Source organism: Pseudomonas sp. GW822-FHT01E03 (assembly GCF_058802985.1).
Genome location: NZ_JBXAOQ010000004.1, coordinates 1 through 26,964 on the forward strand (window position 1 = coordinate 1; position 26,964 = coordinate 26,964).

The window sequence follows — 26,964 nt, forward strand, 5'->3', positions numbered from 1 at the left end:
ACACCCAAGCAATTTGACTACTCGAAAGAGCATCAGATTGCGGTGTGTGAAGACGAAAGAACCGAAAGTTCGACGCTTGCAAAACACCGAAAGCTGTCACATACCCAATTTGCTGAAGCGAGGCCAACCGGTCACGACTCAGTACCCGAATTTCTTGACGACCATAGAGCGTTGGAACCACCTGATCCCATCCCGAACTCAGCAGTGAAACGATGCATCGCCGATGGTAGTGTGGGGTTTCCCCATGTGAGAGTAGGTCATCGTCAAGATTAAATTCCGAAACCCCTATCTGCGTATGCAGGTAGGGGTTTTGTTTTTGTCGTAGAAAAATCACGATCAATCAAGCACAAATTGGCGCAGTTATTTTTGTCCCGGGACACTAGAATAGGTCCAACTTTTTCAGAGTCAGAGCGCTTATGCCGGATTCGGTTGACGCCAAAGAGCTGTCAGAAATACCACTGGAAAATCTGGTTGCCTGCCATGAGTGCGACTTGCTCATGCGTAAACCCGAACTCGCCCATGGCGAAAAAGCCATGTGCCCGCGCTGTGGCTACGAGCTTTATGCCAATCGGTACAACGTCGTACAGCGCAGTCTCGCCCTTGTCATAGCCGCTTTGTTGTTGTTTATTCCGGCGAACTTTTTACCCATCATGCAGCTCAATCTACTCGGGCAGTCTTCGCAAGACACTGTCTGGAGCGGCGTTGTTGCCCTTTTTGACACGGGTATGCAAAGCGTTTCAGTGATTGTATTCCTGTGCAGCATGGGGATCCCGCTGCTCAAGCTGCTGTGCCAACTGACCGTATTGTTGAGTATCCGTTTTGATGTCGGACGCAGCTACGGCTTGCTGCTCTATCGCATTTATCACCATATACGCGAATGGGGGATGCTCGAGGTTTACTTCATGGGCGTACTGGTAGCGATCGTAAAACTGGCAGATATGGCAGCCATCACCGTAGGCCTCGGCCTGGTGTGCTTCATTGGTTTGTTGCTGATTCAAGTCTGGCTGGAGGTCGTAATGTCTCCACACCAGATCTGGCAAGCGTTATCAGGAGAGGATGCCCATGCGGGCGATTGATGCGGGCATTCTGATTTGCAAGGAATGTCATGAATTGAACCGGCAGGAAGCTGATACCGATGAGCAAGTCTGTACGCGCTGCGGGGCGCTGGTACACGCCCGCAGCCCGAATAGCCTGGTGCGCACCTGGGCATTGCTGATTACAGCCGCCATTCTTTACATACCGGCCAATTTGCTGCCGATCATGACCGTGAACTCCTTGGGCAAAGGTGCGCCGAGCACGATCATGGCAGGTGTGATCGAACTGATGCACTACGGAATGTTCCCCATTGCGGCCGTGGTGTTTATCGCCAGTATCGTGGTGCCCACGTTCAAGCTGGTGGGCATCGCTCTGCTGCTGTTTTCCGTGCAGCGCCGTCAGCCCCTTTCGGCTCGCCAGCGTATCTGGATGTACCGTTTCATTGAATTCATCGGCCGCTGGTCGATGCTCGATATCTTTGTGATTGCCATCCTCGTGGCGGTCGTGAATTTTGGGCGGCTTGCCAGCATCGAAGCCAATCTTGGCGCCATCGCTTTCGCCACGGTGGTGATTCTGACGATGCTTGCCGCGGTAACTTTTGATCCCCGACTGATTTGGGATAACACGGAGTCGGACGACGACCATGACTGATTTGCCTGTAGCGAAAACCCGACCGGCTTCGAACTGGTCTGCCATTTGGGTGTTGCCCCTGATCGCCTTGATCATCGGCGGCTGGCTCGGCTGGCGTGCCTATAACGAGACCGGTATCGAGATTCAGGTGCGTTTTGAGAGCGGCGAGGGCATTCAGGCCAACAAGACCGAAGTTGTCTATAAAGGCATGTCGGTCGGCAAGGTCAAAAGTCTCAAGCTCGATGACGAAGGCAGTTCCAAAGGCGTGATCGCCAGCATCGAAATGAACAAGGACGTAGAGCCATACCTGCGAACCAGCACGCGTTTCTGGCTGGTCAAGCCGAGCGTGACGCTGGCAGGGATTACCGGTCTCGAGACGCTGGTTTCAGGTAACTATGTCGCCATCAGCCCGGGGGAAGGCGAGCCGGTCCGCAAGTTCAAGGCCCTGGCCCAGGAACCGCCGCTCTCCGATGCCCAGCCCGGTCTGCACTTGACTATCAAGGCCGACCGCCTGGGCTCGCTGAACCGTGGCAGTCCGGTGTTTTACAAACAGATCAAAGTGGGCCAGATCAAAAGCTATGTATTGTCCGAGGACCAGAACACTGTCGAGCTCAAGGTCTTCATTGAGCCGACTTACGCCAAACTGGTGCGCAAACACACACGTTTCTGGAATGCCAGCGGCATCAGCATCGACGCCAATCTGTCGGGTGTGAAGGTCCGCAGTGAGTCCCTGGCCAGCATCGTCGCCGGTGGTATTGCGTTCGCCACACCCGAAAACCGCAAGGACAGTCCGCCTACCGATCCGAGCCTGCCGTTCAGACTCTATGAAGACTTTGACGCCGCCGCCGCCGGTATCCGGGTGAAGGTCAAGCTCAGTGATTTCGACGGCTTGCAGGCCGGTCGCACACCGGTGATGTACAAGGGTATTCAGGTGGGCAGCCTGAAAACGCTGAAGGTCGATGCGGATCTGTCTGGCGCAACCGCCGAGTTGACGATGGACCCATTGGCCGAGGATTACCTGGTCGAAGGCACCCAGTTCTGGGTGGTCAAGCCGTCGATTTCCCTGGCGGGGATTACCGGCCTCGAAGCGTTGGTCAAAGGCAACTACATCGCTGTGCGGCCTGGCGACAAGGGTTCGGCGCCACAGCGGGAGTTTGTAGCCCGGGCCAAGGCACCGCCGCTGGATCTGCGTGCACCGGGCCTGCACCTTGTTTTGTTCACGGAAAACCTCGGTTCGCTGGAAGTCGGCAGCCCGGTTCTCTACAAGCAGGTCAAAGTCGGCTCCGTACAGAGTTATCAGTTCTCCCGCAAAAAGAAACAACTGATCATTGGCGTGCACATCGAGAAGGAATATGAAGGCCTGGTCAACGCCTCGACGCGCTTCTGGAACGCCAGTGGCATCACCCTCACGGGCGGACTGACCGGCGGGGTCCAGGTTAAAAGCGAGTCATTGCAAAGCTTGATGGCCGGCGGCATTGCCTTCGAGACCCCGCAGGACAACGCCCCGTTGCAGAAGCGTATTCCACGTTTCCGTCTGTTCGCGAACCATGAAGACGCTACGCAGAAGGGCGAAGTCATCACGCTCAAGCTCGATCGCGCTGATGGCCTGCGTACCGGCACTCCGATTCGTTTCAAGGGGCTGGATGTCGGCAAGGTGGAGGATGTTGATCTCAGCGAGGACCTGCAATCGGTGCTGTTGACCGCGCGGATTACCGAAGTGCCAGAGCGCATTGCCCGGGTCGGCAGTCAGTTCTGGGTGGTCAAGCCTGAACTGGGCCTGATCAAGACGTCCAACCTCGAAACCCTGGTGACCGGGCAATACATCGAGGTACAACCGGCGCCGAAGAACCTGGGACCGCAGAAGAACTTTGTCGTTTTGGCCGCCGCGCCCGAAACTGCCAAGCAGGAAGCGGGATTGAGTCTGGTGCTGAGCGCGGCACGTCGCGGTTCGCTGAAGGCCGGCGTGCCGGTGACGTATCGCGAAATCACCGTGGGCAAGGTGACCAGCTATGAACTGGGCCAGACCGCTGATCGCGTGCTGATCCATATCCTGATCGAACCGAAGTACGCGCCATTGGTACGCAGCGGTACACGATTCTGGAACACCAGCGGTTTCGACTTCGATGTCGGCCTGTTCAAAGGTGCAACGGTGCGTACTGAATCACTGGAGACGATGATTCAGGGCGGTGTCGCCTTTGCCACGCCGGATGGCGAGCGCATGGGTAGCCCGGCGCGACCGGAGCAGACGTTCGCGCTGTTCGACAAGTTCGAAGAGGAGTGGCTGGGCTGGGCGCCGAAGATTTCACTCGGTAAGTAGTTTTCTGGCGTCTGTGATGACGCCTTCGCGGGCAAGCCCGCTCCCACAGGGGGGCTGGGTTGTTCCTGAAGATATGCGATCAAATGTAGGAGCGGGCTTGCCCGCGAAGAGGCTCTGAAGTTCACTGCAAAGCTAAATGACACACCTATGAAAAAGGCCGCGATCCATTGGACCGCGGCCTTTTTATTGCCTTCGATTCAAGCCTCAGACCGCATCCAGCTCCGGTTCATCCGCTTGTTCGTTGATCGTCGCCCTTACCTGATCGTGACGACGGATGTACTTCCAGTCCGCCTCATCGATGTAGATACCGGCCGGGCCGCTGCCACCTTCCAGGTCGATGGCGACACTGGCGCAGACCTGCGGCTTCACGCTCGCCAGGATCGGCACGAAGCCCAGTTGCAGGCTGGTTTCCAGCAATGCGGCCTGGTTCTTCTCATCGATGTCCGCCGCCTCGTCGAGGTAGTACGGCAGGCGCACGCGACCGGCCTGGTCACGGTCCATCAAGTGCAGCAACAAGTACATGTTGGTCAGCGCCTTGATGGTCATGGTGGTGCCGTTGGACGCCGCGCCGTCGATGTCGGTGTGGATCACCGGTTGGCCGTTGACCTTGGTGATCTCGAACGCCAGTTCGAACAAATCCTTGAGGCCGAGCTGGTTGTGGTTGGCCGCCACCAGCCGCGCCAGGTATTCCTTGGCCTCTTCGTTCTTGTTGTCCTGCTCGGCACTTTGGCTCAGATCGAAGACCGACAGGGTTTCGCCTTCTTCGTACTGACCTGCGCTGTGAATGATCTGGTCGATGTGCTTGAGCGCTTCCTTGTTCGGTGCGAGCACGATGCGGAAGCTTTGCAGGTTGGAGACCTGGCGTTTGTTGATCTCGCGGTTGAACAGTGCCAGTTGGTGTTCGAGGCTGTCATAGTCGCTGCGGATGTTGCGCAGGGTCCGGGCGATGTCTGTTACGGCGGCACGGCGAGCCTTGCCCAGGGTCAGGGCTTCGTCGGTACGGTGCGCATAGGCGTTGATCAGCAGTTGCAGGCGCCGCTCCATATCGTCTTCGCTATCGAACTTGGCCACGCCCTTGAGGCGCACCTGAGCGTACAGCGCTTCGATCTGGCCGTCGGCCCGCAGCAGGCCTTGCCAGCTGTCCTGATAGTCGTTGAGCAGTGGCAGCAGGTTGTCCATGGAATCGTCGATCGGGTCCATGAACGGTGTGCCGAACGGCAGGTCCGCCGGCAACAATTGGCGACGGCGCAGGGCATCGTCGAGGGTGCGTTGCTTGGCTTCCATGTCGCCGATCTGGCGGCCGACCAGTTGCAGCTTGGCCGACAGTTGCTGGACGCGCTCGGTAAAGGCATCGCTGGAACGCTTCAATTCGTCCTGTGCGGCTTCCATCTGTGCCATCTGTTCCAGCTTGTCGCCTTCCTCGGCGCTCAGGGTTTGCGCGCGACGGAAATCTTCCAGGGCTTTCTGCGCATCCAGCACTTGCTGGTACAGCACTTCAGTCTGGGTCTTGCTCGCGGCGCGGTCGGCCGCCACGGCCTGCTGGGTCTTCAGTTGCTTGAGTTCTTTGTCCAGGCGCTCCTTCTGGTCGCGCAGGGCTGCGCGGTCAGCCAGGGCCTGCAGCGCCGGTGGTTCGATGTGCGAGATGTCGATGGACAGGCCCGGCACTTCGAAGCGTTCGCCTTTGAAACCGTCGAGGATCAGCTCCACGGATTTGACCCACTCGCCGTCGTCGTCGAGGGTGATGCCGTGTTCACCCAGCGGCAGGCTGAACAGTGCGCTGTTGAACAGGCGCATCAGGCGTTCGACGTCTTGCTGCGAGAATTCTTCCCGCAGGCGGGCATAACTGTTGTTGTCGGCGTGATCGAGCTGCTGCTTGACCGACTTCAGGCGTTTTTCCAGGTCGCGCAGGCGCTCGTCCAGGTCTTCGGCGCTGAACTGGCGGGACTGTGCCAGCGCACCGGCCAGTTCATCGTGAGCGTCCTTGGCGGCCAGCAGCTGCTGCTCCAGCACCTTGACGTCATCGACCAGGGCAAAGCGATGCTTGAGCACCGACAATTCGCCGAGCCAGCGCTGGATGCCGGTGATTTCCCGTTCCAGACGCATCAGTTCCTGGGTGCCACCGCGCTGGTCGTTTTGCAGGGCATCCTGCTCGTTGCGGTAGTGCTCGGCCTGAATGGTCAGCTCTTCCTTGCGCGCGCTGGCGTAGTCCGACCAGGTGCCGAGCAAGGAGTCGAGCAGCGGTGAGATCCGGTGCAGTTTGCCGCGCAGAATGTCGCGTTGCTTCACGCCGTTGGCCAGGGCTTCGACCAGCGGGCCGGCGGCGACCAGCGAGTTGTAGTCCTGCTCCATGCGTCGTACATCGCGGAACGCTTCTTCGCACGCGGCGATGTAGTCGACGCTGCCGGAACGCAGGCTGTGTTCGAAGGCATCGAGGAACAGCTGCTTGAGCTTGGCCGCGGTGATTTCGCGCATGTGCAGCAGGTTGATGAACAGGGCGCGGAAGGTCTTCAGGCTCTGTTCGCTGGTGGAGCGTAGCGGGATCAGCGTCAGGTCCAGCGGGATCGAAGTGTGACCGCCAACCAGCAGGCGGCGCAGTTCGTCCGGCTTGAGTTCGTAGGCTTTCAGGCCTTCGCGCTCAAGGTTGGTGAACAGTTCTTTCTGGCGCAGGCAGGTGTCGTTTTTCTGGTAGTGGGCCAGGTCCAGTTTGCCGGCATAGGCAAAGAACTGGTGACCGAAGCCGCCGCCCGGGCCGCGGCCGACCACACCGATCACGTGGGGGCCGTGGGGCAGGTTCACTTCGACCAGGATGTAGCTGGTGTCCGAGGCGAAGTAGAAGCGCCGGGATTGTTCCAGGCTGTACTTGCCGAAGCTCATGTCCGACATGCGCGCCAGGATCGGGAACTGCAGGGCGTTGATCGAGGCGGATTTACCCAGGTTGTTGGCGCCGTATACCGATAGCGGCTCTTCCAGCGGGAACAGGCCGAGGCTGTAGCCGGCGGTGTTCAAAAGGGCAAAGCGGCGGATGCCGTAACGTTCCTTGCTCATGCGTCGAGCTCCTGTTCTTCGGCGATGGCGCGGGCCAGTGCGTCTTCTTCGCTTTCGTCTTCAAAACCCGCGAGGTCGAGCGGGTCATCGGTCTGCAACAGCTTTTCGTCGCTGTCTTCGTCGATCAGCACCGGCACCGGCAACGGCAGGACACTGTGCAGGCTGGCGGCCAGGTCGCGGTCCTGCTGCACCGACAGGCACACATCGAGGAAACGGTGCATCGGCGGCAGGAAACGGTAGATGCCATTTTCTTCACTGGCGAAACCGAGCTGGGTCATGCGGCGCATGATCTTTTCTTCGAGCTCGTCCTGGGTCTGCACTTCGGCCTGGATGAACAGGTCGCGGTACTTTTCCAGCAGCGACGGCAATTCATCGCGACCGAGGCTGCCGCCGTCGAGCACGGCGATCGGGTCGCGGCCCTGATCGGCCAGGTGTTCGACGAGGATAAAGGTGAACAGCGCCAGACGCTGGGCGGTCTTGTTCACCGCCGCCGCCGCGAGGTCCGGCACGAAGTAGTAGAAGCCACGGGTGTCGCAGACCAGTTCAAAGCCCAGGGCCTTGAACAGCGTGCGGTACTGGTCCTGGAAGTTCGACAACTGTGCGTACAGCTCCGGATCGCGGCGGCTGACGTGATAACCCTTGAACAGCTCGCGAAAGATCGGCGCCAGCTGGGACAGTTCGGATAGATCAAGATGCATAGGGAGTGCTCGCAGAATCCTCGGCGGCGGTGTCGCTGACCGAGAGCAGGGCGAAGGAGCGCAGGCTGACCTGGTGCTCGTGAGTATGGTATTCGCGACGTTCCAGGCGCTCGCGCTTGAAGCGTTTTTCCCGCGACAGGCGCGAGAACCAGTACAACAGTTCGTCGGTGGCACCGTCCGGTTCCTGTTCCAGCAGCCAGGTCATCAGGTCCGGCATCGGCAGGGCGTCTTCGCAGCGCTCGAGCATTTCCCGAACGGTGCGTGGCGCCCGTGGCGCTTCGCCTTTCTGGGGCTTGTGAGCCTTGGGGAAGCGCGCCGGTTTCGGTTCGAAGCGGGCCAGGGCATAAACGTAGGCTTCGACCTGGCTGGCACTGCCGAGGAAGGTGCTCTGTGGGCGAGTGAACATCGGCATCGCCGCTTGTGGCACGGCGTCGATGCCTTTGCGGCGGATCATCGAAAGGGCCAATGCGGCGCCACGGGTCACGGCGTTGTGCCGGCGCGCTTCCTCGCGCAGCGGCAGCAGCAGCTCGCGGGCGTGACGCAGGGTCAGCTGGGCGCTGGTCTGCATTTCGAGGATGCGCGCGTGGGTGCGCAGCAACATGTCGTCGTCGACCAGGTGGCCGAGGCGCTGCTGTTCGCTGAGCATCTTCAGCAGGACGGTTTCGACCTTGCGCACGCCTTGTTCGAAGGCGCCGTCGGCGTTCACCAGATCAATCATTGGCTCGACGTATTCGTCCCAGGTCGCCAGCACTTCAGCATAACGCTGGCGCAACGGAATCTGCCGGTCGCTGGTTTTCGCCCGTTCGGCGACGGCCACCAGTGCCTGTTCGTCGTTATCGAGTTTTTTCAGCACGTCACGCACGCGCATGTCGAGCAGGCGCAATTGGCGGGCGAGGTCGTTGCCGTCGCGGATATCGAATGCGTCCTGGATGTAACCAGCCAGACGCTCGAGGTGGCGCAGGTAGGCTTCGATCTCCAGGCACAGACCCAGACGGTGTTCACGGCGCAGATAGGCGAGGAAGTCGTGAATCTGCGCATTGAGCTCGAAACGGTTCGGGCTTTTGGCCACGGGAACCAGGATGTCGAGGCGAATCCACACATCCAGCAGGCTGGTGATGTCCTGCGGCGTACTGTCGAGTTGCTGGGCGGCCAGTTGCGTGCGCAGTTCGTTCAGGCTCAGTGTGCCTTGGTCGAAGTGCTCGCACAGTGGCTCCAGAAGTGCCCAGTGTTCAGCGAGGGCGCGCAAGACGCGCTTGGGTTCGATCATCGGAATGGCCGGCTGGTTGGCGATTAAAAGCCGCGATTGTACTGCATCGGGGGCAATGCGATTCACTCTCGGGACGGACTGTCGCCTTCTTTTCGGTAAGGTGCATCGATCAACTGCGGGCGATCTTCAGCGAACGGCGGTAGAATCAGCGCACTTTAGTTATCCACAAGTGGCCGACCTTTGCTTATCGAGTCCCGTCGTCGCGCTTATCTGGCCGCCATGCAGGTGGTCAACTGGCTGCCGCGCACCGAATTGCCCTTTGCCGCGCCGTCGCGGCCCGAGCTGCTCGAGATTCCCGAGCCGGTTGTGGTCGCGCCTGTCGTGCCCGCTGTTGTGGCCGATACGCCCGTGGCGCCTGTGGCCAAGCCGGCCGAGCGGGTGAAGATCGAGGTGCCACGGCCATCGCTGGCCAGCACCCGCACCGGCGCGAAACCGGTGGAAGAGGCCGAAGAGACGCCAGCCGTGGTCAAGGCACCCATCGTGCCGCCCCCGCGTTTCGCCCTGCAATTATTGCGGGCCGGGCGTTGCCTGCTGCTGGTGGAGTTACCCACAGGTGAATCCTTCCAGACTCGCGATCCTGCCTACCTGCTGCTCAAGGACATGCTGCGCGCCGCCGGTCTGCCGGACAGCCCGCAGATCGTCGGTGAGCCGGTGCGTTGGCCGTTGTTGGTGCGTGGCACGATGGATCAGGGCCCGGAAGCGGCCCGCGACTTCGTGCAAGGTTTTCTCTCGGTGCGCATGGAAGAAACGCCCTGCGCCTGCTTGTGGCTGATCGGCTTGCCTGCGGTGCGATTTGCCGGCGAAGCGGATGCCGAGGCGTTCAATCGCGAATTGCAGATCGAAGGCCTGGGCTCGGCCTGGGCGGTGCCGGGCCTGGAATTATTAATGGAAGAGCCACAGCGTAAGGCTGATGTCTGGCAAGCCATGCGTCGGCTGATGGCGCGCTGGAAAGAATCGAATGAGTGACGCTGTATCGTTTCGCCCGATGATCGAGGCGGACCTGGAAGCTGTACTGAAAATCGAATATGCGGCCTATAGCCATCCCTGGACCCGCGGGATTTTCCTCGATGGCCTGGGCAAGTATCAGATCTGGTTGATGTTCGAAGGTCAGCAACAGGTCGGCCACGGTGTGGTGCAGATCATCCTCGACGAGGCGCACCTGCTGAACATTACGGTCAAGCCGGAAAACCAGGGGCGTGGCCTGGGGCTGACATTGCTTGAGCATTTGATGTCGATTGCCTACAAGGCAGACGCCCGGGAGTGTTTCCTGGAAGTGCGCGACAGCAATACCGCGGCGTTCAAGCTGTATGAACGCTATGGCTTCAACGAAATCGGCCGGCGTCGGGATTACTACCCGGCGGTGGGCGGGCGCGAAGATGCGGTGGTCATGGCCTGCACTTTGGTGGATTGAGCCTCAAAAGCTTCGCGAGCAAGCCCGCTCCCACATTTGGAATGCATTCCCCTGTGGGAGCGGGCTTGCTCGCGAAGGCGGCTGAACAGGCACTAAAAGATTATCGCTTGCCGTCCATCGGATCGCGCTGAGCCAGTTCAGCCTCATCCAGGCCATTGCCACCGCCGATATCGTCCTCGTCGACGATGCTCAGGTCCCAATCCGCACGGCTATCATTGCCCGCCTCGTGGGCATCCCGGGCGCCGTCCTCGCGGATCAGGGTTTCCGGGCTCAGATCGTCATCGGTAGGTTGATGGTCACCGGTCGCGGCAGCAGCGGTCAGGCCCGCTTCACGTCCGCGCTGGCGCGACAGCAGTCGCTCGCGCTCCTTTTCCGGCAGTTCGTCACCGATTCTGGTGCTGGGTTCTTCAGCGTCGAAATCCAGCTCACGCACCGAGCCCATGCGGTCTTCGTTGTCATCGACGGGTTCCGGTTGCACCGCATCGTACGGACGTCGTGAATCATTCATGGCAATTCCTCATACTGTAGTCCCTACTACGGTTGACCCCCGTGGCTACCGAGAATTCCACCGGCATGGAGCCCCGTATTCCGGATCAGGAGAGCATCTGCATTTTCGCGCGTGACCCCGACGGACGGTTGTCAGTCAAAGCTGCGCATCATTCTTGAGGCTTCAAAGCATGAACGAATTACAAGATCTGATTGATAACAACGAGCGTTGGGCCGCTGCGATCAAGGAGGAAGATCCTGACTTCTTCGCCAAGCTGGCTCGCCAACAGACCCCAGAGTTCCTGTGGATCGGTTGTTCCGACGCCCGGGTGCCGGCCAACGAGATCGTCGGCATGCTGCCGGGCGATCTGTTCGTACACCGTAATGTGGCCAACGTCGTGCTGCACACCGACCTCAACTGCCTGTCGGTGATTCAGTACGCGGTCGATGTACTGAAGGTCAAACACATCCTTGTCACCGGCCATTATGGCTGCGGCGGTGTGCGCGCTTCGATGCAGGATCGCCAGTTCGGCCTGATCGACGGCTGGCTGCGTTCGATTCGCGATCTCTACTACGAGAAGCGCGAAGAGCTGGCCAAACTGGCCACCGAAGAGGAACAGGTCGACCGCCTCTGCGAACTCAACGTGATTCAGCAAGTGGCCAACGTCGCCCATACCAGCATTGTGCAAAATGCCTGGCATCGCGGGCAGAGCCTGTCGGTCCACGGTTGCATCTACGGCATCAAGGACGGTCGCTGGAAAAGCCTGAACACCACCATCAGCGGCTTCGAGCAACTGCCGCCGCAGTACCGCCTGCGTCCGGTCGACCCTCAGTAATACCCGTCAATAATGACGTTGCCGACGCCAGCGTTGCAGAAACGCCTGGCCGTCGGCGTTTGGCGACTCGTCGTAGCCGGTAATCCAGCCACGGCACTCGTATGAGCCGCACTGGCAGGCAAATTGGCGTTGCAGTTTGTCTTCGGTGGCGGCGAAGTCCATGGTCAGCCAGTCCCCCTTGCTGATGTCCTTCAGCGCCCATAACCACAACTCGCTCAAGTCCAGAAAGACATTGGGGTCGCAGGAGTGTCGCAACAGTCCGCAGAAGCGCGGGTCGTAGACGTGTATGCCCGGGGCGAGCTGGCGGGTATGCCGGCAGCGGTAGGGCAGCAAATGCCCCGACGCCCGGCAGATACGGGTGATTCGCGGGAATTCGCGCCGTGCGGCAATACCCGTGGCTTCGCCCTTGGCGTTTTCAATGATTTCGAAGTCGGCCAGGGAAGGAAATCCCAGGCGAACGGGCAGCTCCGAAAAGGGGTAAACACCTTGCGGCGGTTGTGGGCGCTTTCGTTGAGGGGCGTGAGCTTTCATAACAATCCCTGTCTGCTGGGTGCTGCGACTTCCTTGCACCGACGGTCCTGTCAGCACAGCAGCACATGGGTTCAGCCCAAGCCTCTCGCAGATACCACGGGCGGTCTACTGTCATAAGTGACAGATTTTTTCGCCGTTCATCGGGTTACAACGGCGGAGCAGGTTTCGCCGTGGCTGGCGCCGGAGCCTTGAGCTGCTTGAGCTGGGACACGATCGAAGCTGTCGCGCATTTGCCCACAGCCTGTTGGGGCGACAGGTTGCGGATCGAGGTGTAGAACAGCTCGCAGGTTTTTTCTTTCTGGGCCACTTGCCAGGTTTGCCTGCAGGTATTGAGCTCAACGTCCGGATTGCTGTCCGGTTGGCGGCCCATGGCGGCCTGCCAGCACGCAGCACTCAAATCCTGACCCATGACTTTCAGGCCTGCCGCATCGGCCTTGGCCTGGGCGTCACTGCCGGTGTAGCTTGCCGGATCGGCGGCATACCAAATGTAGCTCGGATGGTTGGAGCCCAGCACGGGGACTTTCACGCCGTTGTCCGGGGTGATCTGGACCAGGCCCAACACGTTCACCGTCTGCCCGTATTGCTCTTTGATCCAGTTACGCACCGGTGCGCCGAAGGCGACCATCGGCAGGGCTGCGCCGCTGGCGTTCAGGCTGACTTCCTTGACCATGGTGGTCTGGTAATCCTTGAAGTAGCCGTAGACGCCTTCGAGGTCTTTGCCCGCGTTGGACGGCGCGGCAATCGGGGCGATGTCGATGATTGTCTGGTAGCCCGGCGTCTGCCCGGCCGGGATGCCGTTGGCAGTCAGCAGCGTGGCCCAGCGATCCGTAGTGGCGGATCTCAGGTAATCCTGAGCCTGGGTCAGCGAATAGTCTGGCGGGAAGTGCAGCAGTTCGACGCTTTTGCGGTTTTCCAGGGCCATGCCCAACGGCAGGAACAGGTACCAGCTATACGCCCACTTGCCATCGGCATTCAGTTTGCTGGCGCCGTTGTAGGCCAGGTCACCGGCGTCGAGCAGCGCGGCCAGAGGCTTTTCATAGCCGTTGGGTACGCCGCTGATTTCGGCGTAAAGCTGATTGTTATCGGTTTTGATCAGAACCTTCGCCCCGGTGTAGCCATCACGCTGCACGCTTTGGGTCAGGTAATGCTCGACGGTCTGTTCAAGTGTCCAGTTGCGAAAGCAGATCACGTTGCAGTTGTTGGGATAGGCGAAGAGACGGGTAACGCGTTCGGTACTGCCCAGTTTCAGGGCGACATCGGCGTGGGCAGCGGCACTCAGGGTGACGGCTGCGAGAGTCAGTCCTGCAAGTTTTAGCATGCTCAGATCCTTTTCAGCGTGGTTTCCCGTTGGCGTGGGTGCTACATACTGAAACCGCAGGCGGCGGTTGGTCTAGAGGGGGGAGGCAAAAAGCTGTCAGGCAACGTGCATTCTTAATGTGGGAGAAACCACAGTGGGAGCGGGTTTGCTCGCGATGGCGCCGGCACATTCAGCATCAATATGTCAGTGACATTGCCATCGCGAGCAAGCTCGCTCCCACAGGGTTCTATGCCATCACCACCACTTGGTTCACGGCATCACCGGCGGCGTATACGTCAGCGTCGTGCCCAGTGCCCACAGCAAAAACAGCACCAGTGGCGTGTGCACCAGCAACTGCACGAACGAGAAGCCGATCAGGTCCCGCGCCTTCAACCCCAGTACGCCCAGCAACGGCAGCATGTAGAACGGGTTGATCAGGTTCGGCAAGGCTTCGGCGGCGTTGTAGATCTGTACGGCCCAGCCCAGGTGATAGTTCAGGTCATTGGCCACCTGCATCACGTACGGCGCTTCGATGATCCACTTGCCGCCGCCGGACGGAATGAAGAAGCCGAGGATCGCCGAGTACACCCCCATCAGCAGGGCATAGGTGTCGTGGGAGGCAATGCTGACGAAAAAGGTCGAGATGTGGTGCGCCAGGGTCTGCGCATCGGCACCCTTGACCGTAGTCATCAGTGCGGCGATCGAGCCGTACAGCGGGAACTGGATCAACACACCGGTGGTGGTCGGTACCGCACGGGACACGGCATCCAGAAAGCTGCGCGGACGCCAGTGCAGCAGCGCACCCAGCATGATGAACAGGAAGTTGTAGGTGTTCAGCCCGGAAATCGCGCTGATGGCCGGTTTGGTCGAGAATTCATGGAACAGCCATCCGGCTGCCAGCAGCACCAGCAGAATCGTCAGCAGCGGGCTGTGTTCCAGCCATTCGCCGGGGCGGGTGCGTGGTTGCAGCGGTGGCAGGTTGAAGCTTGGGTCGATCCCGCAGGCGTTGGCGTCTCGTGCGGAGTTCGGGCCGGGGGCGGTGGCGTAGGCAACGATCAGTGAAACGATGATCAGAGCCAGCAACATCACACCCGACTGCCAAAGAAAGATCGTCTGGGTGAAAGGGATCACCCCGGTGATCGACAGGATCGACGGCGGCAGGCTGGCCGGGTTGGCCTGCAATTGCGCAGCGGACGATGACAGGCCCAGGGCCCAAACCGCGCCGAGGCCCAGGTAGACAGCGGCACCGGCGGCGCGGTAGTCCATCTTCAGATCGGTTCTGCGGGCCAGAGCGCGCACCAGCAAACCGCCGAACACCAGCGACAGACCCCAGTTCAGCAGCGACGCAACCATGGAAATCAGCGCCACCCAGGCCACGGCGGAGCGGCCGTTTTTCGGGATTTTCGCCAGGCGGTCGATCAGCTTCACCGCCGGTGGCGAACTGGCGACCACGTAACCACCGATTACCACGAACGCCATCTGCATGGTGAACGGGATCAGGCTCCAGAAGCCGTCACCGAACGCCACCGCGGCATCGGTGGGCTTGGCACCCATCGCCATGGTGGCCAGGGCCACGATAATCACCGCCAGGGCAGCAAACACCCAGGAGTCGGGAAACCAGCGTTCGGCAAAACTTGAACAGCGCAGGGCAAAGCGGGCGGAGCGGCTATCTTCGATATCAGCGGCCACGGGGGGTACCTCGGATTTATTATGTTTGTAGTGGTCTTCGGGGCAGTAACCGCCCGTCTGGACAGGCGCCAACATTAATTCAAGCCGAGGACTTTTGCGGGGCTGTTTCGTGGCTATGGGACTTTGGTCTAACGGGTTGTCCGCCGGTGCATTTGCGTAGACCATGGGCGCCTTGGTTTTTGCCTGTGCCAGAGTTCTTTTCATGACTAACACCGATTCGCGCCCGAAGCCGTTCAGCCGCTCGGACTACAAGACCCTGGGGCTCGCCGCTCTCGGCGGGGCGCTGGAAATCTACGACTTCATCATCTTCGTGTTTTTCGCCCTGACCCTCAGCCAGTTGTTCTTCCCGCCGGAAATGCCCGAGTGGCTTCGATTACTGCAAAGCTTCGGGATCTTCGTCACCGGTTACCTGGCGCGACCGTTGGGGGGCATCCTGATGGCGCACTTCGCCGACCGTCTGGGGCGAAAGAAAGTCTTCAGCCTGAGCATCCTGATGATGGCGTTGCCCTGTCTGCTGATCGGGATCATGCCGACCTACGCGCAAATCGGCTATTTCGCACCCTTGCTGCTGTTGGCCCTGCGCATCCTCCAGGGCGCGGCGGTGGGCGGCGAGGTACCCAGTGCCTGGGTATTCGTCGCCGAGCACGCACCCATTGCCCACCGCGGCTATGCCTTGGGCTTCTTGCAGGCGGGGCTGACCTTCGGCTATTTGATCGGGGCATTGACCGCGACCTTCCTGGCGCAGGCGTTCACTGCGGCGGAAATCCTCGATTACGCCTGGCGTTATCCCTTCCTGTTGGGCGGCGTGTTTGGGGTGATTGGCGTGTGGCTGCGTCGCTGGCTCAGCGAAACCCCGGTGTTCACGGCCATGCAGGCGCAACGCGAGGCGGCCGGCGAACTGCCGCTGCGCACGGTCTTGCGCGAGAATCGGCTGGCCATTTTGCCGGCGATGATTCTCACCTGTGTGCTGACCTCGGCCGTGGTGGTGTTCGTGGTCATCACCCCGACCATGATGCAGAAAACCTTTGGCATGACCGCCAGCCATACCTTCGCCTTGAGCGCGCTGGGCATCGTGTTCCTGAACATCGGCTGCGTGCTCGCCGGGCTGATGGTCGATCGCATCGGCGCCTGGCGCACGGTGATGCTCTATAGCCTGCTGCTGCCGCTGGGCATCGGCGTGCTGTATGCCTGCCTGATCATGGGCGGCGACTGGATCGGCCTGGCCTACGCGGTGGCCGGGCTGTGCTGCGGGGTAGTTGGCGCGGTGCCATCGGTGATGGTCAGCCTATTCCCGGCGCGGATTCGCGTTTCGGGGATCTCGTTCACCTACAACATTGCCTATGCCGCATGGGCGAGTGTCACACCGCTGTTGTTGATCGGTCTGATGCCGTGGAGTCCATGGATCTGCGTGATGTTCAGTGCGGTGATGGGCGCAGTGGGCGTGAGCAGTGCGGCGTACTTCGGTGCGCGGATGCCAAGAATCGCAGGCTGTTCTGCGGCTGGCGCGCATTGATCGGGCATGTCGTAACTTTTTTGTAGGACAAACCTGAAGCACGCTTAAGAAAATGTTTCCAAGGCCGATGGTTAGGCTGCATATCGCTTTCTACCCCTGTCCATCGGTGCTTTTCCATGTTCAATAAACGCTTGAAGCAGGAGCTGTCGGCTCTTCGTGAAGAACTCTCCAGCCTCCAGCAAGTGAAGGAAAGTCTGGAAAGCGAAATGCTGGTGCTGACCCTCGACAGCAACGGGCGGGTTCAGTCGGTCAACCAGAACTTCCTTGGCGAAATGCATTACAAGAGCGGCGACCTGATTGGCCGACACATCGACGATCTGGTCCCGGATCAAGTGAAATCCGATGAATTCCAGCTGCGCTTCAAGAACGCGTTGACCCGTGGCGAGCACTTCGCCGGCGCAGTGCGTCTGTCGCGCGGTACCGGCCAGGAAGCGTGGTTGCGTTCGATCCTGCAACCGGTGCGCTCGGCGGACGGGCGGATCAAGTGTTTTTCGATCTTTTCCAGCGACCTGACCCGCACCATCGAGGCCTCCCGCGAACACGAGAACCTGATCGGCGCGCTGGTGCGCTCCACGGCGGTGATCGAATTCGACCTCAACGGCAACGTGCTGACCGCCAACGACCGCTTCCTCAGCGGTATGGGTTACAGCCTGGCGCAGATCAAGGGCAAGCATCACCGCACCTTCTGCCTGCCGGAAGAATACAACAGTGACGCATACCATAACTTCTGGCGTCGCCTGAATGCGGGCGAGTACGTGGCCGACCGTTTCAAACGTGTCGACAGCCATGGTCGTGCGGTCTGGCTTGAGGCGTCCTACAACCCGGTGGCCGATGCCAACAATAATCTCTACAAGGTGGTGAAGTTCGCCACGGTGATTACCGATCAGGTCAATCAGGAGCAAGCCGTCGCCGAGGCGGCCAACATCGCCTACAGCACCTCGCAGCAAACCGACCAAAGCGCTCAGCGCGGCAACGCCGTGGTGACCCAGGCCGTGGACGTGATGCGCAACCTGGCCAGGCATATGCAAACCGCCGGCGATGGCATCGAAGCGCTGAACGAGCAGTCGCTGGTGATCGGTACCATTGTCAAAACCATCAGCGGCATTGCCGAGCAGACCAACCTGCTGGCGCTCAACGCGGCCATCGAAGCGGCCCGTGCGGGCGAGCAGGGGCGGGGGTTCGCCGTGGTGGCTGATGAGGTCCGGCAACTGGCTTCGCGCACCAGCCAGGCCACCGACGAAATCGTCCTCGTGGTGCGGCAGAACCAGGACATGGCGCGCAACGCCGTAGCGCTGATGTCCGACGGCAAGCTTCAGGCCGAGCAGGGCCTGGCACTGGCGGCGGAAGCGGGTACGGTGATTGTCGAGATCCAGGACGGCGCGCAGAAAGTGGTCAACGCGGTGGGGCAGTTTGCCAATCAACTCACCAACTGACCTGAGATCAGCTCTTGGTGGGAGCGGGCTTGCTCCGGGCGGCGTTCCGACGAAAGCGGTGTGTCATTCAACCCAGCGGTGACTGAATTGACGCCTTCGCGAGCAAGCCCGCTCCCACAGGGTTACGTGGGCGCTACAATCGGCTCTTTTCCCCCAGGAGCAGACTTCCATGAGCGTTCCCCACCGCCGTTCGGTTCCCTTGTCCAAGGCATATCGTCTGCTCAATCATGGCCCGACCGTGCTGGTCAGCGCAGCCCACGGTGGCCAACGCAATATCATGGCGGCAGCCTGGGCCATGCCGCTGGATTTCGAACCACCGAAAATTGCCGTGGTGCTGGACAAGTCCACCTGGACTCGCCAGTTGCTGGAAGCCTCGGGCACGTTTGTGTTGAACGTGCCGTGCGCTGCACAGGCCGACATTGTGCAGACCGTCGGTTCGACCTCCGGCCTGGAGTTGACCCAGGGCCAGGGGCGCGACAAGTTTGAGACCTACGATTTACAGACGTTCACCGGCCAGTCGGTTGATGCGCCGATGCTCGAAGGCTGCGTGGCCTGGCTGGAATGTCGCCTGTTGCCGGAGCCGAACAACCACCAGCAGTACGATCTGTTCCTGGCTGAAGTGATTGCCGCCCAGGCTGACGAGCGCGTGTTCAGCGAAGGCCGCTGGCACTTCGAAGGGCAAGACGCCTTGCGCACCTTGCACCACGTGGCGGGCGGGCACTTCTTGACCATTGGTGATCCAGTGGACGGCAAGACCTTGCAGGCGTGAGGCGGCCAGCGCTCAAATCCAGACACCATTCTCGGCCGTGCGCTCGCCACCTTCGCGGCCGGTATTGAGCACGCCCTTGGGCTCGATCAGCAGGAGTTTTACCTCCTGCCCGGCGCTGGGTTTGTGCTCGACGCCTTTGGGCACCACATACATCTCTCCGGCGTTCACCAGCACATGGCCATCGCGAAAGTCGATACGTAACTGGCCTTCCAGAACGATGAAGGTTTCGTCGGTATCGAAGTGGTCGTGCCAGATGAAGTCCCCCAGCAGCTTCACCACCTTGAACTGGTAGTCGTTCATTTCGGCGATGACCCGGGGCGACCAGTGCGAATCGATCCGGGCGAGTTTTTCCGCGAAGTTCAGGCTTTCGTAGGCGTTCATCATGGGGCTCTCGTGGTTGATCCTGGGTCACGATAGCCAGCAATCCGGCGCGATTCTTGAACGATTGTGCGTGGCTCAGCGCCGCTGCAGGTTCAGCCAGCGGGCCGGTGGCAAGCCGTAGGTTTTGCTGAATTGCCGAGTCATGTGGCTCTGGTCGGTGAAGCCGGCGATCAGCGCGGCGCTGACCAGTGTCTGCCCCTGAGTCAGCAGCGCGCGGACCATGTCCAGGCGTCGCATGGTCAGGTAGCGATAGGGACTGGTACCGAACAACAGGCGAAAATCCCGGGACAGGCTCCAGCGATCCCGGCCACTGTGTTGCGCCAGCTCATCGAGTGTCACGGTGCGATCGAGGGCGCTGTGGATGTATTCCCGCGCGCGCTGCGCGGCCACGTAATCGAAACCCGAGCGTTTGGCTGTCACACCGGAAACGGTGCTCAAGGCCTGCGCCAGATCGAACAGCGCATCCTGTTCTTCCAGTGGATCGAGCGGGCAATCAAGGCTGCGCAGCAAGGCTCCCGTGGCGGCAAACAGGCGGGGGTCGTTCGACAGTCCGGTCTTGATGAACGGCAGCGGTTGGCCGCCGAGCATCTGCTGGATCAGCGCCGGTTCGATGTACATCATCCGGTACTGGAAACCGGACTCGGTGCCGGCCTCGCCATCGTGGGCTTCGTCCGGGTGCAGCACGATCGTTGCGCCTGGCTGGCTGTGACGCCAGCCACCGCGATACTGAAAGCTCTGCACCCCGGCCAGGGTGTGGCCGATGGCATAGGTGTCGTGGCGGTGAAGATCGTAGCCATGGCCGGCAAAAAACGCCTCGAAACGCTGTAGCCCGCCGACATCGGGCGCGCGATGGAACCAGTCATTGCGAGGCGGGTACTTGGCCATGGTGATGATTGTCTTGAGCTCGATGCGCAACACGGTAACCCAGTCAGCGACTCCCTGTCTTCTGATCGCAAGGCGACAGGTACGCTAGAAAACCAAGGGCAAATACTGCACTGTGTGGCGCATTCTCTGCAGGTCGTTTTTTTCTATTCGTCAGGTGAGGCCAGGTCATGAGCAAGCTGCGCGTGGGGATCATTTTCGGGGGCCGTTCGGCTGAGCATGAGGTGTCGCTGCAATCGGCGAAAAACATCGTCGATGCGCTGGACCGTTCACGCTTCGAACCGGTGCTGATCGGCATCGACAAACAAGGCCACTGGCACCTCAACGATCCTTCGAATTTTTTGCTGAATCAGGAAAATCCGGCGCTGATCGCCCTCAACCAGTCCAACCGCGAACTGGCCGTGGTGCCGGGTAAGGCCAGTCAGCAACTGGTGGAAACTTCCAGCCAGGAAATGCTCGGCCACGTCGATGTGATCTTCCCGATTGTCCACGGCACCCTCGGTGAAGACGGTTGCCTGCAAGGCTTGCTGCGCATGGCCGATCTGCCGTTTGTCGGCTCCGATGTGCTGGGCTCGGCCGTGTGCATGGACAAGGACATCAGCAAGCGCCTGTTGCGCGATGCCGGCCTGGCCGTGACACCGTTCGTGACATTGACCCGCGCCACGGCGGCCCGCACCGGGTTTGCCGAGGTGCGGGGCAAGTTGGGTTTGCCGCTGTTCGTCAAACCGGCGAATCAGGGCTCTTCCGTGGGCGTGAGTAAGGTCACCGACGAGGCTGAGTACAGCGCAGCGGTGGAGCTGGCCTTGAGTTTCGATACCAAGGTGTTGATCGAATCTGCCGTCAGCGGTCGCGAAATTGAATGTGCAGTGCTCGGCAATGAAGACGCCATCGCCAGTGGCTGCGGCGAGATCGTGGTTCGCAGCGGGTTCTATTCCTACGACAGCAAGTACATCGACGACAAGGCGGCTGAAGTGGTGGTGCCGGCCAATATCAGCGTCGAGGCCAGCGAGCGCATTCGCGCCCTGGCCGTCGAAGCGTTCCAGATACTGGGCTGCTCCGGCCTGGCCCGCGTCGATGTCTTCCTGACCGACAGCGGCGAAGTGCTGATCAACGAAATCAACTCGCTGCCCGGCTTCACCCGCATCAGCATGTACCCGAAACTGTGGCAGGCCACCGGCATGACCTACAGCGAGCTGGTGACGCGACTGATCGAGCTGGCGCTGGAAAAGCACCAGGTTCGGCAGGGGTTGAAGATCAGTCGATAAGCGGAGTTCTGCATCGTCCGTATTATCGGTAGGTATGCTTGCATGAGCCGACCCTGATCAAGCGTGTTTGACCGGTTTGATCAGGCTCTGGGCGGGTATCCCGAACAGCTCGTGCAGTTTCCAGATCATTGGAAGCGTCAACGCTCGCTTGCCATTGAGTACTTCATAAACACGATTTGTGCGGCCGATGGCGGGTGCAAGATCGGCGGCGGACAACCCGGACTGCTCCATTCTGAACTTGATCGCATCGATAGGATTGGGTAAGTCGACCGGGAAGTGCTTCGACTCATACGATTCGATCAGCGTAATCATGATGTCGAAGTAATCTCCCTCGGGAGTGCCAATCTCTGGTTCATTCTCAAACAGAGCCGACACGCTCTTGAGGGCGGCGCGGTAATCCTCTTCTGTGTGAATCGGGCGAATGTTCATGGGTTACTCCATTTCGACGTTATCAGCGTCGACCGTGTCGTACTGCTTGTGAGTGCCGACAAATTTTATGTACGTGGCGTGGAAACTCTAACCAGGACGCAAATATTTGCGGGTAGGAAAAAGCAGCGGGAGAGAGGCGAGCTGGACTCTTTGCTTATAAAAAGGGCCTACCCACCGGTAAGCCCTTTCTCATCCCCGCGTACGACTCAATCCCCCAGCGCTTGCCCTTCACGCCGCGGATCGGCTCCGCCTGTCAGCGACGCTTTGCCTTGGGCGTCCTTGACCCGAACAATCGCCTGGGTCCCGCTGGTCATGTCGATCTCGCTCACGCTGTGCCCTTTGTCTTTCAGCGCCTGAATCAGCGTCGGGCTGAACTGCCCCTGTTCCAGTTCGGTCGGGCCGTTGCGGCTGCCGAAGTTGGGCAGGTTGATGGCGGCTTGGGCATCGAGGTTCCAGTCGAGCAGGCCGATGGTGGATTTGGCCACGTATTCGATGATTTGCGAGCCGCCGGGGGAACCGACTGTGGCGAGGAATTCGCCGCTCTGGCGGTCGAAGATCAGGGTCGGGGCCATGGATGAGCGCGGGCGTTTGCCGGGTTCGACGCGGTTGGCGACTTTCTGCCCGTTCTCCTCGGGAATGAACGAGAAATCGGTCATCTCGTTGTTGAGCATGAACCCCTGAACCATGATGTGCGAGCCGAACGCCGACTCGATGGTGGTGGTCATCGATACGGCGCCGCCTGCGTCATCGACGGCCACCACTTGCGAGGTGGAAATCCGCAGCGGCGAGCGGTCCGGCGCATAGGCCACACGGATGCCCGGCGGAGTGCCGTGTTTGGCCGTGCCCATGCTGCGTTCACCAATCAGGGCGGCGCGGCTGGCGAGGTAGGACGGGTCGACCAGGCCCTTGACCGGCACGGGGACGAAGTCTGTATCAGCTAAGTATTGAGCGCGGTCGGCGTAGGCCAGGCGTTCGGCCTCAGAGATCAGGTGCACGGCTTGCGGGTCGGGTTCGATGCCGGCCGGGGCCGTGGTCTTGACCGGTTGCAGCGGTGCCAGCGCCAGGCGTTTATCGCGGGTCTCCAGGGCTTGCAGCGTGCCGAGGATCTGCGCCACGGCGATCCCGCCCGACGACGGTGGCGGCATGCCGCAGACCTGCCAGCGCTTGTAGTCGGTGCACAGCGGCGCGCGCTCCTTGGCCTGGTAGTTGGCGAGATCGGTCAGGGACAGGCTGCCGGGGTTGGCGTGCCCCTGCACCTTGGCCGCGATTTCCTCGGCGACCGGGCCTTTGTACAGGGCATCCGGGCCTTCATGGGCAATGCGCTTGAACACGGCGGCCAGTGCCGGGTTCTTCACGTTTGTGCCGACGGCTTTTGGGCTGCCATCGGCATTGCGGAAGTAAGCCATCATTTCCGGCGAGCGAGGCATGGACGAATCCGCGGCGATCAACCGGTGCAGGCGTGGCGAAATGGCGAAGCCTTGTTCGGCGAGCTGGATGGCCGGTTCAAACAGCTGCGCCCAGGGCAGGCGTCCGTGTTTTTGATGGGCCAGTTCCAGGGCGCGCAGCACGCCGGGTGTGCCCACCGAACGACCGCCAATCTGCGCCTGGGTGAACCCCATCGGTTGTCCGTTGGCTTGCAGGAAAAGCTTTTCGGTGGCGCCGGCCGGGGCGGTTTCACGTCCGTCGTAGGTGCGCACGGCCTTGCCATCCCAGAGGACGATCAATGCGCCGCCGCCGATGCCCGAAGACTGCGGCTCGACTAGCGTCAACACGGCTTGCATCGCAATCGCCGCGTCGATGGCCGAGCCGCCCCGGCGCAGCATCTCCCGCCCGGCTTCGGCCGCCAGCGGATTGGCCGCCGCTGCCATGTATTTGTCGGCATGTTGAGTTTTCAGGTCGGTGCGGAACCCGGAAGCGCTTTCCGGAGCGAGCGGCAGCGTCGGCACCGAAGCGTTGTGGCACGCGGCCAGGGTCAAGGCACTGGCGAGCAGAACCAGGGTTGGCAGGCGATAGCGGCGCAATGGAAAGGTTGAGAACACGTGGGGGTACTCCGTCCGTTGGATCTACGATCAGTGGACTCTATCGGCCGACCGGGAGGGACGCAAACCAGGTCCCACGGCATTGACCCTTTTTGTCCTTCATCAAAAGCGGGATTTTCTGTAGGGTCGTTGCCAACAGGCAGGCCGGAAAATCAACAAGAGGCAGACATGCAAACCGAGTTCCCCACCCAGTCCAGCTATCGCACCCAGCGTGAACAGTTCCTGGCCGCCGCGACCACTGCAGGCGCAATGCTGACGGAGTATCCACACCCGCTCAAGGGGCCGTTTGGTGAGTCCCTGAGCACGGATGTGGCGGTATTGGGTGATCCGGGCGCCAAGCGCCTGTTGATCGCGCTGAGCGGCACCCACGGAGTCGAAGGCTTCTACGGCTCGGGTTGCCAGATCAAATGGCTGCAGGAGTTGGACAAGCGCTCCCTGCCAGCGGATGTCGCCGTGGTCATGATCCATGCCATCAACCCTTGGGGCATGGCGTGGTTGCGCCGGGTCAACGAAGACAACATCGACCTGAACCGCAATCACCTGGATTTCCAGCGACCGCTGCCGGACAACCAGGCCTATGACGCCCTGCATGAAATCTATGCCTGCCCACAGTTGCAAGGTCCGGAGCGTGATCGTGCCGATGCCTTGCTCGACGAACAGATTCGCCTGCACGGCTGGCCGGCAGTCATGTCGATTGTCGAGGGCGGTCAGCATGCTCACCCCGACGGTCTGTTTTTCGGCGGGCTGGCGCCGAGCTGGTCGAACCGCACGTTGCACAAGATCGTGCAAATGCACGTAGCCCATGCCGAGGTCGCCATGTGTTTCGACTTGCACACGGGCGCTGGCGAATACGGTCATCCGATGTTGTTGACCATCACCGAGTCCGCCTATCCGGCGCTGGCGGATGCGCAGGCGATTTATGGCCCGTGGCTCTACAGCCTGCAGACCGGTGCCGATACCCTGAGCGAAACCGGCGTGGCGGCAACGGCCACCGGCTATACCTCGCAGGCATTGATCGATGCGCTGCCGCAGGTACGGCTGATGCCGTTTGTCATTGAGTGTGGGACTTACCCGGGGCCGGACGTTCACCGGCATCTGCGCGATGATCACTGGCTGCATTTGCATGGCAACCCGAGCGACGCAACGGGGCGCGGGATCAAGTTGAATCTGCTGGAGCAGTTCTATCCGGCCGACAGCGATTGGCAGGCGATGGTCTGGTTGCGCACTTGGCAGATCTGGGAGCGGGCGTTATCGGCATTGCCGACCATTGGCGTCTGATCGATGCGCGCATGCGGTTGAGGATTTCCTGCAACCGCAGCGTACTTTTTCAAGGCATAAAAAAACGGCCTACCTTTCGGTAAGCCGTTTTTAGTACTTGGTGGCTACACAGGGACTTGAACCCCGGACCCCAGCATTATGAATGCTATGCTCTAACCAACTGAGCTATGTAGCCAAGTGGCGCGCATTATTCACCGGTAACGGGGATGCGTCAAGCATAAATCTAAAATATTTCTCTGCGCTTTCAACCGTTTATCAAAATCTATCCTCTGAGCAAGGGTGAAGGGCAGCGCTGGAACCAGCGGCTGGCCTGTTCGTAGGCGTGGGCCAGTTGCAGGACAGCGAAGTCGGCCTGGTGTCTGCCGATGATTTGCAGGCCCATGGGCAGGCCGCTGGCGTTGAAGCCGACCTGTACGTTGGCTACCGGGCAGCCGGACAAGGTGCCGGGAATCACCACCTCCATCCAGCGGTGATAGGTGTCCATGGTCACGCCTTCGATGGTGGTGGGCCACGGTTGGGTTTTATCGAAGGGGAACACCTGGGCGCTGGGCAGCAGCAGGTAGTCGTATTTTTCGAACAACCTGGAGATCGCCCGATACCAGTCGCTGCGCGTCACCGAGGCGGCAAACACGTCGGTGGCCGAGAGTTTCAGGCCGTTTTCGACTTCCCAGCAGGCTTCCGGTTTCAACAGCGCCCGTTTTTGCGGGTTGGCGTATGTCGCGCCCAACGAGCCGGCGACCATCCAGTGGCGCAACGTCCGCCAACTGCTCCACAGCTTCTCTGGCGCGAATCCGGATTGAACGGGCTCGATGTGGCAACCCAGGCTTTCGAAATCGGCAAAGGCCTTTTCACACAGCGAGAGGATGTCTTTTTCCATCGGCAGGTAGCCGTTGAAGTCGCCGAGCCAGCCCAGACGCGTGCCTTTGAAGTCCCGATCCAGCGGTGCCGCAAAGGCGCTGCCGGGCTCGGCAATCGACAGCGGCGCCCGTGCATCGGCCCCGGCCTGCACTGACAGCAGCAACGCCGCATCGCGCACGCTGCGAGCCATGGGGCCTTCGTAGCCGAGTTGGTCGATAAACAGATCGGCACTGTCATCGAAGGGCACTCGGCCCTGGGACGGACGGAACCCGAAGATATTGTTGAAGGCGGCCGGGTTGCGCAGCGAGCCCATCATGTCGCTGCCGTCGGCCACCGGCACCAGGTGCATCGCCAGCGCCGCCGCCGCACCGCCGCTGCTGCCGCCAGCGGTCTTGCTCGGGTCGTAGGCGCAACCGGTCGCGCCGAACAGCGGGTTGTAGCTTTGCGAACCGAGGCCGAATTCCGGGGTATTGCTCTTGCCGATGATGATCGCGCCCGCCGCTTTGATTCGCTCGACCATGATGCCGTCGCGCTCGGGGATGAAGTCCTTGTACAGCGGCGAACCCAGCGTGGTGCGGATGCCACGGGTCAGGGACAAGTCCTTGATGGCGTGGGGCAGGCCGTGCATCCAGCCACGGTATTGACCTTTCGCCAGTTCGGCGTCGCGGATATCGGCCTGGGCCAGCAGGTCTTGCGGCGCTTGCAGGCTCACCAGTGCATTGATCTTCGGATTGAAACGTTCGATATGGGCAAGATAAGTCTGCATCACTTCCCGGCAGGAAACTTGGCGCAGGCGGATGCGTTCGGCGAGCTCGTGGGCCTGTAACAGGACCAGTTCGCTGATGTTATTAGAGTTCATTGCAAGCGGCCTTTCA

22 protein-coding genes, 1 tRNA gene, 1 rRNA gene and 3 pseudogenes are annotated in these 26,964 nt (G+C 60.6%); 13 read left to right on the plus strand and 14 right to left on the minus strand.

Annotation, left to right across the window (positions count from 1 at the left end):
- Window positions 1-153 precede the first annotated feature (153 nt).
- The 4 genes from rrf to AC1RP7_RS08790 all read left to right on the plus strand — a co-directional run bounded on the left by rrf (window position 154) and on the right by AC1RP7_RS08790 (window position 3,982).
- A 5S ribosomal RNA gene (gene rrf, locus AC1RP7_RS08775) occupies window positions 154-269 on the plus strand.
- 147 nt (window positions 270-416) lie between these two features.
- On the plus strand, window positions 417-1,076 hold the full coding sequence (locus tag AC1RP7_RS08780) for a paraquat-inducible protein A (protein ID WP_057713288.1): 660 nt from the start codon (window positions 417-419) through the stop codon (window positions 1,074-1,076).
- Window positions 1,063-1,686, plus strand: coding sequence for a paraquat-inducible protein A (locus AC1RP7_RS08785; RefSeq protein WP_007997011.1), 624 nt, complete (start codon window positions 1,063-1,065; stop codon window positions 1,684-1,686). The genes AC1RP7_RS08780 and AC1RP7_RS08785 overlap by 14 nt, the downstream gene beginning before the upstream one ends.
- The gene (locus AC1RP7_RS08790; RefSeq protein ID WP_340312894.1) at window positions 1,679-3,982 is read left to right on the plus strand and encodes a PqiB family protein; all 2,304 of its coding nucleotides are present in this window, start codon (window positions 1,679-1,681) and stop codon (window positions 3,980-3,982) included. The genes AC1RP7_RS08785 and AC1RP7_RS08790 overlap by 8 nt, the downstream gene beginning before the upstream one ends.
- A 204-nt stretch (window positions 3,983-4,186) precedes the next feature.
- On the opposite strand, the gene mksF is transcribed toward AC1RP7_RS08790, so the two are convergent.
- Genes mksF through mksB form a run of 3 tightly spaced genes read right to left on the minus strand, consistent with a single transcriptional unit; the run spans window position 4,187 to window position 8,992 of the window.
- On the minus strand, window positions 4,187-7,027 hold the full coding sequence (mksF, locus tag AC1RP7_RS08795) for an Mks condensin complex protein MksF (protein ID WP_057713290.1): 2,841 nt from the start codon (window positions 7,025-7,027) through the stop codon (window positions 4,187-4,189).
- Entirely contained in the window at window positions 7,024-7,725 is a 702-nt protein-coding gene (gene mksE / locus AC1RP7_RS08800; protein ID WP_493181311.1) for an Mks condensin complex protein MksE, read from the minus strand. The genes mksF and mksE overlap by 4 nt, the downstream gene beginning before the upstream one ends.
- Window positions 7,715-8,992 carry an Mks condensin complex protein MksB gene (gene mksB / locus AC1RP7_RS08805; protein WP_493181309.1) on the minus strand — a complete coding sequence of 426 codons (1,278 nt, stop codon included), beginning with the start codon at window positions 8,990-8,992 and terminating at the stop codon, window positions 7,715-7,717. The genes mksE and mksB overlap by 11 nt, the downstream gene beginning before the upstream one ends.
- A 219-nt stretch (window positions 8,993-9,211) precedes the next feature.
- Between mksB and AC1RP7_RS08810 the strand changes: the two genes are divergently transcribed.
- Window positions 9,212-9,958, plus strand: a complete 747-nt coding sequence (locus AC1RP7_RS08810; protein ID WP_057713293.1) for a hypothetical protein — start codon at window positions 9,212-9,214, stop codon at window positions 9,956-9,958.
- The gene (rimI, locus tag AC1RP7_RS08815) at window positions 9,951-10,403 is read left to right on the plus strand and encodes a ribosomal protein S18-alanine N-acetyltransferase (protein WP_493181308.1); all 453 of its coding nucleotides are present in this window, start codon (window positions 9,951-9,953) and stop codon (window positions 10,401-10,403) included. The genes AC1RP7_RS08810 and rimI overlap by 8 nt, the downstream gene beginning before the upstream one ends.
- Before the next feature lie 100 nt (window positions 10,404-10,503).
- On the opposite strand, the gene AC1RP7_RS08820 is transcribed toward rimI, so the two are convergent.
- Window positions 10,504-10,911 carry a serine kinase/phosphatase gene (locus AC1RP7_RS08820; protein ID WP_493181307.1) on the minus strand — a complete coding sequence of 136 codons (408 nt, stop codon included), beginning with the start codon at window positions 10,909-10,911 and terminating at the stop codon, window positions 10,504-10,506.
- A 169-nt stretch (window positions 10,912-11,080) separates the two neighbouring features.
- Here AC1RP7_RS08820 and can point away from each other — a divergent pair, with 169 nt between their 5' ends.
- Window positions 11,081-11,725, plus strand: a complete 645-nt coding sequence (gene can, locus AC1RP7_RS08825) for a carbonate dehydratase (RefSeq protein WP_057713295.1) — start codon at window positions 11,081-11,083, stop codon at window positions 11,723-11,725.
- Window positions 11,726-11,731: 6 nt separating this feature from the next.
- Here can and AC1RP7_RS08830 read toward each other — a convergent pair whose 3' ends face one another.
- From AC1RP7_RS08830 to AC1RP7_RS08840, 3 genes are all read right to left on the minus strand, one after another.
- Window positions 11,732-12,256, minus strand: coding sequence for an SET domain-containing protein (locus AC1RP7_RS08830; protein WP_057713296.1), 525 nt, complete (start codon window positions 12,254-12,256; stop codon window positions 11,732-11,734).
- Between the two features lie 145 nt (window positions 12,257-12,401).
- On the minus strand, window positions 12,402-13,574 hold the full coding sequence (locus AC1RP7_RS08835) for a hypothetical protein (protein ID WP_090457689.1): 1,173 nt from the start codon (window positions 13,572-13,574) through the stop codon (window positions 12,402-12,404).
- A 249-nt stretch (window positions 13,575-13,823) separates the two neighbouring features.
- On the minus strand, window positions 13,824-15,242 hold the full coding sequence (locus tag AC1RP7_RS08840) for a short-chain fatty acid transporter (protein WP_057713298.1): 1,419 nt from the start codon (window positions 15,240-15,242) through the stop codon (window positions 13,824-13,826).
- 202 nt (window positions 15,243-15,444) lie between these two features.
- Here AC1RP7_RS08840 and AC1RP7_RS08845 point away from each other — a divergent pair, with 202 nt between their 5' ends.
- The 4 genes and pseudogenes from AC1RP7_RS08845 to AC1RP7_RS08860 all read left to right on the plus strand — a co-directional run bounded on the left by AC1RP7_RS08845 (window position 15,445) and on the right by AC1RP7_RS08860 (window position 18,957).
- A complete protein-coding gene (locus AC1RP7_RS08845; protein WP_493181305.1) occupies window positions 15,445-16,755 on the plus strand; it encodes an MFS transporter in 1,311 nt (436 codons plus the stop codon).
- A gap of 206 nt (window positions 16,756-16,961) precedes the next feature.
- Window positions 16,962-17,600 (plus strand): annotated as a pseudogene (locus AC1RP7_RS08850) (PAS domain-containing protein); the annotation flags it as partial.
- A 150-nt stretch (window positions 17,601-17,750) separates the two neighbouring features.
- Window positions 17,751-18,188 (plus strand): annotated as a pseudogene (locus AC1RP7_RS08855) (methyl-accepting chemotaxis protein); the annotation flags it as partial.
- A 169-nt stretch (window positions 18,189-18,357) separates the two neighbouring features.
- The gene (locus AC1RP7_RS08860) at window positions 18,358-18,957 is read left to right on the plus strand and encodes a flavin reductase family protein (protein ID WP_349736503.1); all 600 of its coding nucleotides are present in this window, start codon (window positions 18,358-18,360) and stop codon (window positions 18,955-18,957) included.
- A 12-nt stretch (window positions 18,958-18,969) separates the two neighbouring features.
- On the opposite strand, the gene AC1RP7_RS08865 is transcribed toward AC1RP7_RS08860, so the two are convergent.
- A complete protein-coding gene (locus tag AC1RP7_RS08865) occupies window positions 18,970-19,338 on the minus strand; it encodes a cupin domain-containing protein (RefSeq protein ID WP_493181331.1) in 369 nt (122 codons plus the stop codon).
- A gap of 75 nt (window positions 19,339-19,413) precedes the next feature.
- On the minus strand, window positions 19,414-20,223 hold the full coding sequence (locus AC1RP7_RS08870; protein ID WP_154947814.1) for an AraC family transcriptional regulator: 810 nt from the start codon (window positions 20,221-20,223) through the stop codon (window positions 19,414-19,416).
- Between the two features lie 167 nt (window positions 20,224-20,390).
- On the opposite strand from AC1RP7_RS08870, the gene ddlA reads away from it, so the two are divergent.
- Complete coding sequence (gene ddlA, locus AC1RP7_RS08875) at window positions 20,391-21,485, plus strand: D-alanine--D-alanine ligase (protein ID WP_223501889.1); 1,095 nt, start codon at window positions 20,391-20,393, stop codon at window positions 21,483-21,485.
- A 57-nt stretch (window positions 21,486-21,542) separates the two neighbouring features.
- Here the strand turns inward: ddlA and AC1RP7_RS08880 are convergent, their stop codons facing one another.
- From AC1RP7_RS08880 to ggt, 3 genes and pseudogenes are all read right to left on the minus strand, one after another.
- Window positions 21,543-21,914 carry a helix-turn-helix domain-containing protein gene (locus AC1RP7_RS08880; RefSeq protein ID WP_057398063.1) on the minus strand — a complete coding sequence of 124 codons (372 nt, stop codon included), beginning with the start codon at window positions 21,912-21,914 and terminating at the stop codon, window positions 21,543-21,545.
- Window positions 21,915-21,917: 3 nt separating this feature from the next.
- Window positions 21,918-21,998 (minus strand): annotated as a pseudogene (locus tag AC1RP7_RS08885) (type II toxin-antitoxin system HigB family toxin); the annotation flags it as partial.
- Between the two features lie 122 nt (window positions 21,999-22,120).
- On the minus strand, window positions 22,121-23,953 hold the full coding sequence (ggt, locus tag AC1RP7_RS08890) for a gamma-glutamyltransferase (protein WP_493181303.1): 1,833 nt from the start codon (window positions 23,951-23,953) through the stop codon (window positions 22,121-22,123).
- Window positions 23,954-24,121: 168 nt separating this feature from the next.
- On the opposite strand from ggt, the gene AC1RP7_RS08895 reads away from it, so the two are divergent.
- On the plus strand, window positions 24,122-25,231 hold the full coding sequence (locus AC1RP7_RS08895; protein WP_493181301.1) for a M14 family metallopeptidase: 1,110 nt from the start codon (window positions 24,122-24,124) through the stop codon (window positions 25,229-25,231).
- A 98-nt stretch (window positions 25,232-25,329) separates the two neighbouring features.
- Here the strand turns inward: AC1RP7_RS08895 and AC1RP7_RS08900 are convergent.
- Together AC1RP7_RS08900 and AC1RP7_RS08905 are read right to left on the minus strand one after the other, a co-directional pair.
- Window positions 25,330-25,406, minus strand: a tRNA-Met gene (locus AC1RP7_RS08900).
- Window positions 25,407-25,493: 87 nt separating this feature from the next.
- Window positions 25,494-26,948 carry an amidase gene (locus AC1RP7_RS08905; RefSeq protein WP_493181300.1) on the minus strand — a complete coding sequence of 485 codons (1,455 nt, stop codon included), beginning with the start codon at window positions 26,946-26,948 and terminating at the stop codon, window positions 25,494-25,496.
- Window positions 26,949-26,964 lie beyond the last annotated feature (16 nt).